Raw genomic sequence first — 12,423 nt, 5'->3', positions numbered from 1 at the left:
TTACGCAGTTAGTGTCAAGTGTGGACGGTAAATATTTAACTCGACATTTTTGCTGGTCGCAGTGGAAAACGAAGCTGGATAACGGAGCGAAGCTAACAAGCATGTTTAGTATATAAAAAGCCTCAGTAAGATCCCTGAGGCTTTTACTTTTTGCGACATTATTTGCCCGGATGACTAGCATCATAGGAAGTTTGAGCCAGTTTTACCTGATAAGTGTTTTGCTCAGTCCAACGCGCAAAGTTTTTTATCGTTTTGGAAAAGGACTCTCCAAGGGAGGGCTGATACTCAACAGTCACCAGAACCGTATTTTCTGGGAAATGCCTTTCACCTCACTTTTTATCCTATTGAAGCGGCGTGAACCTTTTGCGAGTAGCTCTAAGATAAGTTGTATCCAACTGTCTGCGAAGCTATCGAAAAAGCCCTTGCGGGACAGCTTTTGGAGTCAATATTATAGGCGCCGTAATTGTGCTCGGTGTTTGAGGACATGAAGTTGATCCCTTGTTAATTTGGTCATTGTGTTTATGCACCAATTTTAAACTTGTTTCGCCTGAACTTCAGAATATCAAGGATGATGCCGATAAAGGCCGCTCCCAAGCATTGACCAAAGGTTTGTATAAAGGCCAAAACTCTCGATGCATTGCGGCTGTTTTCACGAGAGATATTGGCCATTATTCCAGGGTTATAGGACTTTTAAACGAAGATTCGCATCTTAGATATCGATAATGACACGTTGAACCAATTGCAAGGCGGTGTCGATACCTGTCATGTTTGTATATAGAATACCGTTAGCCCCAGAATAATGCCCATGACCTATCGGTTTCATTAGATAAGTGCTTTGTGGATCATCTAAATCGATTGATGCTGCATAGATCACCGAGGGTTGTCCAGATGAACCAGAACCACTATAAATAGGGTCTTGAGGATATTTGTCTTTGGTGTAATAAGAATTGAAATCATAAGAGCGATTTATTTCCATCATCACTCTAAACTGTCGCAAAGCGCTGTTCACTTTACTGTTAATATCGTAGTTTCCGAGGGGAGTTGCACCAGTCACGCCATCTAAATCAGTATTATTAGCATCCGGCACCATGAGGTTGTTTTTATACTTTACTCCACGTTGATGTGCCCAATAGGGGAGGGCTTCAGGGCGACTCACCAAGCCAAATAGATCCTCGTTAGGAATAAAACCGCCATTACTGGTTTTTTGAGTAACGTATAAAGTATCAATATAGTGACCGGCCAAATCTTCAATCCAAAAAGCGACCTGGGGCACAGTGGTGTAAGTCATGCCTAAAAACAGTGCTTGTGGTTCCGACTCATAGTGCTCCCCTTTACGCAATTCAATTGAAATTGGAAGACCATTGCTGCCAATGTGGGTGGTTAATGTTTGATAACTTCCTTCACTAAGAGTCACTGATTTACGAAGTTCTTGACCAAAGCTTAATACGCTACTAAATGGTGGGACTGCTAATATGACTCCGAGCGTAAGGCTTAATATACTCACCACACTGGTGGTTAACCAAAGCTTAGCTTTATCCTGAGTTAAATAAGTGAGGATAACTCTAAAGTTGTTCCGTAAATGGAATGCCATTAACAGGATGAATGCAATACCGAACCAAGTATGTATACCTGCTATTATTTCGTTATAAGCCATTCCATAAGAAAGTACACCAGTAACGGCCATGCCCATTAATGCGCCAACAAGGTTAATACTCACCCAAGATCGACTATTACCATTTCGTTTTTTGGTTTTTGACCTAGAAGCCGAAGGTCGCGCATGTGTTGAATGTTCACGCATAATATTTCTCCATAACTAAGTGTGTTGTTCAAACTCGCGGCGAAACTGATTGATTAATTTGAACAGTTGTTGAATGTCGACCAGGCTAAAATTAGGGGCAAATGATTTAAGGACAATATCAATCTGCGTTAAGGCGTTTTGGTGAGCGATACGTCCTTGTTCGGTTATTAAAATTGTTTTTTTTCTCGCATCGTGGTCGCGGATCTGTAAGGAAACATAACCTTTATTGCTTAATTGCTTAATTATTTGACTCATCGCAGACAGGCTCACATGTGAATTTTTCGCTAGCTGGCTGGCGGTCTCTTGGCTGTTGGTTGTGTAAATAAGGTGATTGAGTAATTTGAACTGGGAGGTTGGCAGTTCAGATGGCAGGTTTTCCTTTAAGATAATTTCCATGCGCTCATGAATAATGGCTATTTCTCGAAATGTTGCTGTAATCAGTTGGGGTAGATGGTCCATATTCGTTAAGCGCCTTTAAGTGTTAAAAATAGAGCATTGGCATTGATTGCTAACAGTGGGTAATAAGAATGCTTAAGCATCTTAATGGTTAAGGTGCTTAAGTGTATTTAGAAAGGAGAGTAAAAGCAAGTATTTTAAAATGCATCAACATCGTTTAGCGAATGAGTGACGCCGCCTAGTGTATTTCTGCACCCACCAAATGGATAAGCTTGCGGCAAGGACACAAGGCTAATTTTAATTGGGCAATCAAGTTGGTTCATTTTTTAGAGCCTGCAGGTTCATTGTTTGCTCTATATGAATGCGTCATTAGCTCTTGGTAGCCAGTGGTGAATAAAATTCACTGAAAACATCAGCGACAAAGCGAAGCAGTCTTCATGCTAGGTGCCTTCGGCGACGGCGGCATATACCCTTGCCCATAGAATCTCGACCAGCAGGTCGGGTACTTTACGCTTTGGCTCGGTAAAATTGGTTTGATAAAGCTTTAAATACAGCATTGAATATAAGTGCCTGATAGAATTTACTTATCTAAGTACTCACAAGATTTACTATCTTGGTTTTAAGTAAATCGTAGTGAGCGCTTAACTGACAATGAATTAAGGATTGTAGTTTGGTAGAAGATTTTTCATCAATTTGGCAGAGAGCCGCCGAGCGTAAAGGTGGTGATGCAGCACTTCAACATCTCTTAACTGCGCCATTCAGTTCTGAGTATTTATCCACCGTGAGTGATGACCGTTGGTTGTCGATGTTTACTAAAGTGATTTTTCAGTCGGGCTTTGTATGGCGAGTTGTCGAAAACAAGTGGCCCGATTTCGAACGAGCGTTTTTTGATTTTGAGCCTGAAAAAATGTTGTTGCTGGATGATTCTCATATTGAGCGTTTATCTAATGATGCCAGCATTATCCGTAATCGTCAGAAAATAATCACAGTACCAGTCAACGCGCAGATGATTTTAAAACTTGCGGCTGAGCATGGCAGTTTTGCTAAATTTATAGCGGATTGGCCCAACGATGATATTGTTGGTTTGTGGCTATATTTAAAAAAGCAGGGCGCTCGCTTGGGGGGGAATTCAGCGGCCTATGCCTTGCGAAGAATGGGCAAAGATACCTTTATTTTGTCTAAGGACGTGGTGGCTTATTTGGTGAATCGTGGTGTTGTGGATAAGCAGCCGACTAGTGTGAAGGGTTTAAATACGGTGCAACAGGTGTTTAACCGTTGGCAGTTGCAAAGTGGTCTACCTTTGGCCACCATTAGTCAGACGCTCGCATACTCGGTGGGTGAGAATAACCTTGATTGAGCACTATATAAGAGTGCTTGTTCGAGTTGCTCTTGGCGGCGTCTTAGTGAACTTGCCGTTAATTCTTCGCCAGGATTTCTTTAAGTGCATGATTTATTTCTTTATAGCGGAAGCTAAAGCCATCCTCTCTTAGGCGAGCAGGCAGCACTTTTTGCCCTTCAGTGATGAGACTGGCCATATCGCCTAAAGCCGTGTTGAGTAACCAAGCCGGAGTTCGCACGAAACAGGGCCGCTTTAGTTGTTTGGCTAAGGTTTGACTAAACAGCTGGTTGCTCACTGGGGTGGGGGCTGTAAGGTTGTATGGGCCGTGACAGTGTTGATTTTTTAACAAAAAAATCACGGCATCGACCAAGTCACTAATATGGATCCATGACATCATCTGTTGACCATTGGCAATCGGGCCACCTAAGCCGAGTTTAAATGCTGGCAACATTTTGGCTAATGCGCCACCTTCGATGCCCATCACTACGCCGGTGCGTAATAAACACACCCGGGTATGACTTGACTGGGCTTGTAGCGCAATTGCTTCCCATTGTTTACATACTTGATGAGGAAATGAGTCATCCTTAATCATGCTCGATTCATCAAGATCCTGTTCTCCTTGAGTGCCATAATAGCCAATGGCGCTGCCGCTAATAAAGGTATGGGGCGGCTGTTGGCTTTGTTGAAATAAAAGCAGAAGTTGTTCCGTGATTTGCCACCGACTGTTGCAGATCTGCTGTTTTTGATGTTTGGTCCAGCGTCGATTAGCAATCGGCTCTCCGGCTAGGTTAATTACCGCATCAAACTCATTTAAGTCGGTTAAATCCTTGAGCGAAGGGATTGCCAATAGATTGTGCCCTAGCTTCTGGTAGGCTTTAATGGGCGAACGTGATAGAACGGTTAGTTCATGACTAAACTGTAGATGTTTTACCAGTCGGCTACCGATAAAACCAGTTCCGCCTGTGAGTAAAATTTTCATCGTTAACCACAACTCCTTATATAGAGCTTGTAATATTACGCCTTAATTTAGTCAACAATAGCAGAGTTTTATAGGAAGGGTAGAGCATGACGACTGTTTTAATCACCGGGGTTGGCCGCCGTTTGGGTTTTTTTCTTGCACATCAATTTCTTGACTTGGGTTATCAGGTTATAGGCCAATATCGCAGTGAGCGAAGCGGGTTAGATGAGTTACGCGCACGTGGCGTGAGTCTATTCCAAGCCGATTTCAGTCAACGTTCGTCCTTGTTGGCCTTTATTCAAGCGGTGACTCAGCAATGTACTCGTTTAGATGTGCTGGTCCATAATGCTTCATTGTTTCTCCAAGATGAGCAACAACATAGCCTTGAACAACAAGCCGATTTTTTTGACGCGATGTATGCCGTGCATATGTTGGCTCCTAAATTGTTGAATGAAGCCTTGCATCCGGCTTTAGTTAGGGCAAAGGGCAGTGTAGTGATGTTAACCGATATTTATGCTGAACAACCCCACTCGGCATTTCGTAGTTACTGTGCGTCGAAAGCAGGTTTAGCGAATTTAATGCGGTCTTATGCGACCCATTGGGCGCCTGCGGTTCGAGTGAATGCGATTGAACCGGGGCCGATGCAATTCCTAACTGAACATACTAAGGTGCATCGCCAGCAGGTATTGGCACAGACGCCTTTGGCGAAAGAGGGGGGCTTCGCACCCATCTGGCAAACCATGATTTTATTGATTGAAAACGACTATTTGACCGGTTGTTCTATCAAAGTTGATGGTGGTCGGTCCTTGGCCCAATGGTAAACCTGGCTGATGATCAATGCATAACTCAAACTCTACGACTTGCTGTAGCTCGACGTTTTGACCAAATAACTGTTGATGTAGTGGGATTAAAAATTCATCTGGATGTAACAGGCTTAACAATTGAGGCTGCTTAGCTGCACCGATTAAATCAATATCTAAGGGGCGGTCTTTGTCACTGGAGAGGGGATCTTTGCGATTGCGGCCATGAAAATCTTCTAGTTGATTGAAAAAACGTTTTAGCGTGGGGGCTGATTGATGGGAATGAAACCAGGCCAAGCCATTGATGAAATCATGTTTTGATTGCAGTTGTGAGGGTGCGGTTTGTATAAAGGCACTAAAGGTGATGGGGTGCAAACGAATACAAAGCTGCTTTACTGCCTGCGGTATGTGTTGCAGCGGTTGAATATTGCTCCCCAGACTACAAAGGTAATACATTGGTGACCCCAGATGATTGATAGGTTTTTATTTAGCCTTTTCGCCAGCGCTGATGCAAGCTAAACTGCTGAGCATCAAATAATATTTTAGGAGTGTTCGGTGAATCAACCAACTTCGATACGCCATGGTTTGGTGACCGCAGCTGCCCTGATTGTGGTATTGGCTGGATTAAAAGCTGCAACCCCAGTGCTGATCCCTTTTTTGTTATCTCTATTCATCGCCATTATTGCCAGTCCGGTGGTGAGTTTTTTGACGCGTATTCGTATCCCGCGGGTACTTGCTGTGATGGCAGTGTTACTGTTGATCGTGAGCGTTATTTTGTTATTGGCTGGTGTAGTGGGGAGCTCTATTAGTGATTTTAGATCGTCTATTCCAGCCTACCGAGAGCAGCTACTGGTTCATCTCGCGAAGTTGATTACCTTCGCCGCAAGGTTTGATATTGATCTATCGATGAGTGTGGTCACTGATTATTTCGATCCTGGGGTGATATTGGGGGTATTCGCCAATACCTTAACTGGTTTAAGTGGTGCAGCTGCTAATATTTTTATCATTTTATTGGTGACGATATTCATGTTGTTAGAGGCCGATACGATGCCGCAGCGGGTACATGATGCGATTCATAATCCCGATGTTCGCATGTCGCAGGTGAACAAATTTCTCAAGTCGGTCAATAGTTATATTGCGGTTAAGACCATGATTAGCCTTGGCACGGCCATCCCCATCACCATTGTCTTGAGTTTGCTCGATCTGGATTATGCCGTGTTATGGGGCATTTTGGCTTTTTTACTCAATTATATTCCTAACGTTGGCTCGCTGATTGCTGCCGTACCCGCTGTGCTATTAGCGCTACTTCAGTTAGGGCCGAGTCAGGCTTTGGCGGTGGCTGGGCTATATGTAACGGTTAATCTGGTGATGGGTAATATCGTGGAGCCACGTATCATGGGTAAAGGTTTAGGTCTGTCCTCCTTGGTCGTAGTGTTATCATTGATTTTTTGGGGATGGTTATTTGGTAGTGTTGGAATGTTACTATCGGTGCCGCTAACCATGATCGTAAAAATTGGCCTTGAGTCGAGTAATAGCGGCCATTGGTTTTCACGGATCTTAAGCCACCCAGACGACCTAAAAGAGAGTTAAGTAGTAGATGAGAGTAGAATTACCCACACTCGATGGGCAAGCCTTGCGAGTGCTGCATGGTAGAGGGCATTGTATCGCTGGTGCCGAGGCATTTAATATTGAATGGCTTCCGCCAGTGATGCTGATCGTTGCTTACGCGCCATTGGCTGATGAGCTGTTAGCCGAATTGGTTGCTCAACTCAGTGAACCGTCCTTAGTAGAAGGCGTTTTTTTACAACAGCGAGATCAGCCGATGGCTCCGGTTCGCCATTTGTGGGGCAGTGAACAGACACCTGTTGAGGTGATGGAGCAGGGTTTACGTTATAAGGTTGAACTGGGACGACATCAAAACTTTGGGTTATTTCTTGATATGGCCAGTGGCCGACGCTGGGTCAGAGAGCAGGCCAATAATAAGCGAGTTCTTAACCTGTTTTCTTACACCTGTGGGTTTGCCGTTGCTGCGTTGGCTGGTGGTGCGCAAGCGGTGGTGAATATTGATATGAGTAAGGCTGCGCTAAGTGTTGGCCGGGATAACCTAAGACTCAATCAACTTGATGATAAGAAAGCCCGTTTCTTTGGTCATGATTTGTTTAAATCTTGGGGCAAGTTGCGTAAACATGGTCCCTATGATTTGGTGATCGCTGATCCACCATCAATGCAAAAAGGTAGTTTTTTAGTCGAAAAAGATTACCCTCGGATAATTCGTCAACTCCCGAGTTTATTAGCGGAGGAGGGCTTGGCGATGCTTTGCTTGAACGCCCCCTGGCTTGGTTGTCAGTTTCTCATTGATGTTGTTGAAAGTGAGTGCCCCCAACTGTCGTTGCTGACGACGCTTGAACGTCCCGAAAGGGTATTGGAGAAGTCAGAGGATGACGGCCTAAAAGTACTCATTTTTAAAAATAATCCAGTTTAAACGGCCACCGCCCTCACAGTTCGAGTGATACCTTATGGTCATTGTCTCGAGCTGGATTTTGCTCTGCTACGCTTGATATAGGGCTTATTTCAGCTCAAAGGCGTGGTATGGGTTTTCGGTTCTCACATTTTTTTTCATCTCTGCTTAAAAGTATTCGGGACATTTCGCCGATTGTATTCGTGATCCTGTTTTTTCAATGGTTTGTATTAGACAGTTCATTGCCAAATGTTCTACAGATCCTCGGCGGTACGGTGATGGTCGTGGTGGGTTTAAGTTGTTTTGTGATGGGCTTGGAGCTTGGTTTATTTCCGATTGGCGAACAACTGGCGCATGCTTTTGCCAATAAGGGAAGCTTGGCTGCGCTATTGGCTTTTGCATTCTGTTTGGGATTTGGGACAACCATTGCTGAACCTGCCCTGATCGCTGTTACCAGGGAAGCGGCTGAGGTTGCAGCCCAAGCGCAGCATATTTCATCGGATAAGGGGAGCATGGATGAATATGCCGCAGGCTTGCGTTTAAGTGTTGCCTTTGCGGTTGGCTTAGCCATTGTGATTGGGGTGATCCGTATTATTCAAGGGTGGCCGCTTTATCTGATGATCATCGCGGGTTATGGCTTGATTGTGATACTTACCATATTTGCTCCCGAAGAAATTATCGGTATCGCCTATGATTCTGGAGGTGTCACCACCTCGACAATCACCGTCCCCTTAGTTACTGCACTTGGGATCGGTTTAGCGGCTTCAATTGAAGGAAGAAATCCCTTATTAGATGGGTTTGGTTTGATTGCTTTAGCCTCGTTAACGCCGATGATTTTTGTGATGCTTTACGGGATTATTTATTGATGCGCTGGTGGCTAGAGTTTTTCGAGACCTTGTTTTCCACGCTAGGCGATATTTTTCCGATTGTACTCACAATTCTAGTCTTTCAATATCTGGTTATTAAAAAGCCGCTTCATCAGCCTCGTCAGTTACTCATGGGGATATTTTTTGTCGTGCTGGGGATGGTATTGTTCTTATTGGGTCTTGAGCAGGCTTTATTCCCTTTGGGGCAAACTATGGCGATCCAATTAACCCATCTAGGTTTTGTGTCGCTGAGTGATGCCCCTGGGAGTCATTGGCAGGCCTACCTATGGGTTTACATATTCTCTGCTGCGATCGGTTTTAGTACCACGATTGCAGAACCGTCGTTATTGGCCGTGGCGATTAAAGCGAATGCCGTTTCTGGGGGAGTGGTTTCGATTGGTGGTTTACGTATTTCGGTTGCTTTAGGTGTCGCTTTCGGCCTCGCCCTAGGTTCTTACCGAATTGTGGTAGGTGACCCGCTGCAGTATTACATTATTTTTGGTTACGTATTGGTTGGAATACAAACCTTGTTTGCTCCGAAAGCGATCATTCCCTTGGCCTATGATAGTGGTGGAGTGACCACTTCGACAGTGACAGTGCCTTTAGTGACTGCATTGGGATTAGGTTTGGCTGATGCTGTGCCTGGGCGTAGTCCACTCTTGGACGGTTTTGGTCTGATTGCTTTTGCTAGTTTGTTTCCAATTATCTCGGTATTAGCTTATGCACAAATTACTCATTATTTAGCCCATTCTGATTTATCTGGAGAATAAGATGAAATTTAAGTTGATTCTAGCTTTTGTTGACGATCAAAAAACCAGTTTGGTATTAGACTCGGCTCGCGCTGCTGGCGCGACAGGTGCGACTGTGATTAATAATGCGCGGGGGGAGGGAGTGCATCGTAAAAAAACGTTCTTTGGTTTGAATCTCGAGTCGCAGCGCGACGTCTTATTGTTTGTGGTAGAAAGTCATTTGGCGAAACCTATCTTAAATACGATTAGTGCTGTGGCTGATTTTGATCAAGAAGAAGGTCAAGGCATTGCGGTGCTGCTGGATGTGGAAGACGTGGTTGGCGTTGCACATCAAATTCACGCGCTCACGCATCGTGGTCCTGATGATGATTTAAGTGGGTTGTGAATAAATATAGTGAATTATGTCAAATAAATACCGGGAGCTGTGTATAACTCTCATTTTATATAATTCTTATCCACATAATCTGTGGATTAATATGTGAATGAAGTGGTTTTTTGATTCTATATTTATGTTTTTTAAGGTTTTTTTGGTTTGATTAAAAATGATTCGTTCACTTATGATTGTTAAGATACGAGCTGGGGCTGTGGGTTTATCAGCCAAACAGAGATGACTTTTAAACTTAAGTTGACGTAGAACAAGAGCTTTAAAACCCTTGAAGTTAGCAAGTGCTGCTTTAAGAGATCGATTTTAAAGGTATTTGCTGTTTTTCCTTGGCCACTCATTGGTTAAACAGTATTCGTTAGTGAAGGTAGGTGCACAAGATTGAAGCGTTTTATTGTTAGCGCTTATGCTTATCTGGCGATCGGTATAAATAAAAATACCGCTCAATTAAATTGAGCGGTATTTTTGCAAAGCAAAACGCTTAGCTTACTTTCTTTGGCTCGCTTGGATCGCTGTTAAAGCGATCGTGTAGACGATGTCGTCAACTAAAGCACCACGTGACAAATCATTCACTGGTTTAGCCATACCTTGTAGCATTGGCCCGATACTGATTAGGTCGGCACTACGTTGTACTGCTTTGTAAGTGGTATTACCAGTATTCAAATCAGGGAAGATGAATACCGTTGCTTTACCTGCCACAGGGCTATTCGGTGCTTTACTCTTGGCAACGTTTTCCATGATAGCCGCATCATATTGCAATGGACCGTCGATGATCAGATCGGGACGACGTTCCTTGGCAATTTTTGTGGCTTCACGTACTTTCTCAACGTCAGAGCCTGAGCCTGAACTACCCGTTGAGTAACTGATCATTGCGACCCGAGGTTCAATTCCGAAGGCAACCGCTGATTCTGCAGATTGAATTGCAATATCTGCAAGTTGTTCAGCGCTTGGATCTGGATTGATCGCACAGTCACCATAAACCAATACTTGATCCGGTAACAGCATGAAGAAGATCGAGCTAACTAGGTTGTAACCTGGTGCCGTTTTAATCAACTGAAGCGGTGGGCGAATAGTGTTCGCTGTGGTATTGACCGCACCAGAAACCAAGCCGTCAACTTCGTCGTTGGCTAGCATCATGGTTCCCAGAACCACGTTGTCTTCAAGTTGCTCTTTGGCAACGACTTCGGTGAGGCCTTTACCCTTGCGTAACTCTACCATTGGCGCAACATATTTATTTTGAATTTCAACTGGGTTGAAAATTTCAATATTGTCACCCAGAGTGACACCTTGTTGACCAGCGATACGATGAATTACTTCAGGATTGCCAAGTAATACCGGTTTAGCGATGCCACGTTCAGCACAAATAGCAGCTGCTGCAATAGTACGCGGTTCTTCACCTTCTGGTAATACAATACGTTTATTGGCACTGCGAGCCATTTCGGTGAGCTGGTAACGGAAAGCGGGTGGCGACAAGCGACGCGCACGGGCAGAAATAGCCGTTAATGACTCTATCCAATGTTTGTCGATGTGGCCAGCAACGTAGTCCTGTACCAATTCGATCCGTGAGGCATCGTCAACGGGGATTTCAGCATTGAAGCTTTGTAAGGCTAACGAAGTTTGCCAAGTGTTTGACTCAATCAACATCACTGGTAAACCAGTGGCAAATGCACCTTCACATAGTTTTAAAACTTGAGGTTCTGGTTGATAACCACCAGTCAGCAATAAGGCTCCAATTCTAACACCGTTCATGGCTGCTAAGCAGGCTGAAACAATCACATCGGAGCGATCGCCAGAGGTCACTAACAGGCTACCCGCATTAAAATGTTCGACCATGTTATGGATGCTGCGAGCACAGAAAGTCACTCGTCCTAAACGAGTATCCATGTCACCTTCGTTAATCACTCGAGCATTGAGGTGATTCGCCAGATCTCGCGCACGTGGTGAAACCAGCGGCGCATTCCAAGGAATACAGCCTAAAATACGCAGTGGGCTTTTGCCAAACATCTGCAGCACTTCAAGATTAGTCGAATGGTCTGATTTATTATCAAACATTTCGGTGAGGTCTGGACGAGTAATTTCATGCTCGTCGATAGGCGCACCAACTTTATTGATAATACAACCAATAATACGTTTGTTTTTTAGACCGCCAAAGTTATTACACGCAATTTCCATGCGCTCTTTTAACTGTTGCGAAGTATCGTTACCTGGGTTGGTAACAAATACCATATCGGCATCTAAAGCTTTGGCAATACCATAGTTAACATTGGTTGCGTAAGGAGATTCAGAGGTCGGGACTAGGCCTTCTACCACAACAATCTCTGCGCCAGATGTTCCAGAATTAAAACGAGCCACAATGCCTTCAAGCAAATCATCAATTTGATTGGCGCTGATAAGGTTTTCTGCATAGGCTTGGGTAAAAGGTTCTGGGGGAATAATATTTGATGCTTGGCGAATGATCGCTGTAGAACGTTCAGCGCCTTTTTCGCGACTTTTCGGTTGGGCAATGGGTTTAAAGAAATTAACGTTGACGCCATTGCGCTCCATCGCGCGAACCATTCCCAAACTGACGGATGTTACACCAACACCAACGCCAACAGGGATTAACATAATTGTACGAGCCACGGCTGTACCTCTTAAGTTAGGTGAAAGAATAAGGCTAGACTAAAATCTAACCTTA

The 12,423-nt window shown here is 44.2% G+C and carries 13 protein-coding genes; 7 read left to right on the top strand and 6 right to left on the bottom strand.

Going from position 1 to position 12,423, the window contains the following annotated elements; translation table 11 throughout:
- Positions 1-292: 292 nt before the first annotated feature.
- From ACRRS1_RS15760 to ACRRS1_RS15750, 3 genes are all read right to left on the bottom strand, one after another.
- Positions 293-382 (bottom strand): hypothetical protein, encoded by a 90-nt coding sequence (locus ACRRS1_RS15760; RefSeq protein ID WP_439022902.1) that lies wholly within the window; start codon positions 380-382, stop codon positions 293-295.
- 327 nt (positions 383-709) lie between these two features.
- Positions 710-1,798, bottom strand: a complete 1,089-nt coding sequence (locus ACRRS1_RS15755; protein ID WP_432452240.1) for a DUF4405 domain-containing protein — start codon at positions 1,796-1,798, stop codon at positions 710-712.
- A 15-nt stretch (positions 1,799-1,813) separates the two neighbouring features.
- Positions 1,814-2,257 carry a MarR family winged helix-turn-helix transcriptional regulator gene (locus ACRRS1_RS15750; protein WP_432452241.1) on the bottom strand — a complete coding sequence of 148 codons (444 nt, stop codon included), beginning with the start codon at positions 2,255-2,257 and terminating at the stop codon, positions 1,814-1,816.
- A 607-nt stretch (positions 2,258-2,864) separates the two neighbouring features.
- Between ACRRS1_RS15750 and ACRRS1_RS15745 the strand changes: the two genes are divergently transcribed.
- Positions 2,865-3,551: a DNA-3-methyladenine glycosylase I gene (locus tag ACRRS1_RS15745; protein WP_432452242.1), complete on the top strand. Its 687-nt coding sequence runs from the start codon at positions 2,865-2,867 to the stop codon at positions 3,549-3,551.
- Between the two features lie 58 nt (positions 3,552-3,609).
- Here ACRRS1_RS15745 and ACRRS1_RS15740 read toward each other — a convergent pair whose 3' ends face one another.
- Positions 3,610-4,512 carry a TIGR01777 family oxidoreductase gene (locus ACRRS1_RS15740; RefSeq protein WP_432467413.1) on the bottom strand — a complete coding sequence of 301 codons (903 nt, stop codon included), beginning with the start codon at positions 4,510-4,512 and terminating at the stop codon, positions 3,610-3,612.
- A gap of 86 nt (positions 4,513-4,598) precedes the next feature.
- Between ACRRS1_RS15740 and ACRRS1_RS15735 the strand changes: the two genes are divergently transcribed.
- Complete coding sequence (locus ACRRS1_RS15735) at positions 4,599-5,312, top strand: SDR family oxidoreductase (protein ID WP_432452244.1); 714 nt, start codon at positions 4,599-4,601, stop codon at positions 5,310-5,312.
- Here the strand turns inward: ACRRS1_RS15735 and ACRRS1_RS15730 are convergent.
- Positions 5,238-5,747 (bottom strand): 2-amino-4-hydroxy-6-hydroxymethyldihydropteridine diphosphokinase, encoded by a 510-nt coding sequence (locus tag ACRRS1_RS15730; protein WP_432452245.1) that lies wholly within the window; start codon positions 5,745-5,747, stop codon positions 5,238-5,240. The two genes, ACRRS1_RS15735 and ACRRS1_RS15730, sit on opposite strands and share 75 nt — an antisense overlap.
- Before the next feature lie 99 nt (positions 5,748-5,846).
- Between ACRRS1_RS15730 and ACRRS1_RS15725 the strand changes: the two genes are divergently transcribed.
- The 5 genes from ACRRS1_RS15725 to ACRRS1_RS15705 all read left to right on the top strand — a co-directional run bounded on the left by ACRRS1_RS15725 (position 5,847) and on the right by ACRRS1_RS15705 (position 9,749).
- Positions 5,847-6,881 carry an AI-2E family transporter gene (locus ACRRS1_RS15725; RefSeq protein WP_432452246.1) on the top strand — a complete coding sequence of 345 codons (1,035 nt, stop codon included), beginning with the start codon at positions 5,847-5,849 and terminating at the stop codon, positions 6,879-6,881.
- 7 nt (positions 6,882-6,888) lie between these two features.
- Positions 6,889-7,773, top strand: coding sequence for a class I SAM-dependent methyltransferase (locus ACRRS1_RS15720; RefSeq protein ID WP_432467414.1), 885 nt, complete (start codon positions 6,889-6,891; stop codon positions 7,771-7,773).
- Positions 7,774-7,880: 107 nt separating this feature from the next.
- Complete coding sequence (locus ACRRS1_RS15715) at positions 7,881-8,615, top strand: DUF1538 family protein (RefSeq protein WP_432467415.1); 735 nt, start codon at positions 7,881-7,883, stop codon at positions 8,613-8,615.
- A complete protein-coding gene (locus tag ACRRS1_RS15710) occupies positions 8,615-9,385 on the top strand; it encodes a DUF1538 domain-containing protein (RefSeq protein ID WP_432467416.1) in 771 nt (256 codons plus the stop codon). The genes ACRRS1_RS15715 and ACRRS1_RS15710 overlap by 1 nt, the downstream gene beginning before the upstream one ends.
- A 1-nt stretch (position 9,386) precedes the next feature.
- Complete coding sequence (locus tag ACRRS1_RS15705) at positions 9,387-9,749, top strand: P-II family nitrogen regulator (protein WP_432452250.1); 363 nt, start codon at positions 9,387-9,389, stop codon at positions 9,747-9,749.
- Between the two features lie 483 nt (positions 9,750-10,232).
- On the opposite strand, the gene pta is transcribed toward ACRRS1_RS15705, so the two are convergent.
- Positions 10,233-12,368 carry a phosphate acetyltransferase gene (gene pta, locus ACRRS1_RS15700; protein WP_432452251.1) on the bottom strand — a complete coding sequence of 712 codons (2,136 nt, stop codon included), beginning with the start codon at positions 12,366-12,368 and terminating at the stop codon, positions 10,233-10,235.
- Positions 12,369-12,423 lie beyond the last annotated feature (55 nt).

This window comes from Agarivorans sp. Z349TD_8, assembly GCF_050870825.2.
Classification (GTDB): domain Bacteria; phylum Pseudomonadota; class Gammaproteobacteria; order Enterobacterales; family Celerinatantimonadaceae; genus Agarivorans.
This window is presented reverse-complemented; position numbering and strand designations above follow the sequence as displayed.

Excerpts from the sequence above, each read along its gene's own strand:
- ACRRS1_RS15735 (WP_432452244.1), top strand. The coding sequence starts at position 4,599 with ATGACGACTGTTTTAATCACCGGGGTTGGCCGCCGTTTGGGTTTTTTT.
- ACRRS1_RS15705 (WP_432452250.1), top strand. The coding sequence starts at position 9,387 with ATGAAATTTAAGTTGATTCTAGCTTTTGTTGACGATCAAAAAACCAGT.
- ACRRS1_RS15730 (WP_432452245.1), bottom strand. The coding sequence starts at position 5,747 with ATGTATTACCTTTGTAGTCTGGGGAGCAATATTCAACCGCTGCAACAC.
- ACRRS1_RS15720 (WP_432467414.1), top strand. The coding sequence starts at position 6,889 with ATGAGAGTAGAATTACCCACACTCGATGGGCAAGCCTTGCGAGTGCTG.
- ACRRS1_RS15715 (WP_432467415.1), top strand. The coding sequence starts at position 7,881 with ATGGGTTTTCGGTTCTCACATTTTTTTTCATCTCTGCTTAAAAGTATT.
- ACRRS1_RS15710 (WP_432467416.1), top strand. The coding sequence starts at position 8,615 with ATGCGCTGGTGGCTAGAGTTTTTCGAGACCTTGTTTTCCACGCTAGGC.
- ACRRS1_RS15740 (WP_432467413.1), bottom strand. The coding sequence starts at position 4,512 with ATGAAAATTTTACTCACAGGCGGAACTGGTTTTATCGGTAGCCGACTG.
- ACRRS1_RS15755 (WP_432452240.1), bottom strand. The coding sequence starts at position 1,798 with ATGCGTGAACATTCAACACATGCGCGACCTTCGGCTTCTAGGTCAAAA.
- ACRRS1_RS15750 (WP_432452241.1), bottom strand. The coding sequence starts at position 2,257 with ATGGACCATCTACCCCAACTGATTACAGCAACATTTCGAGAAATAGCC.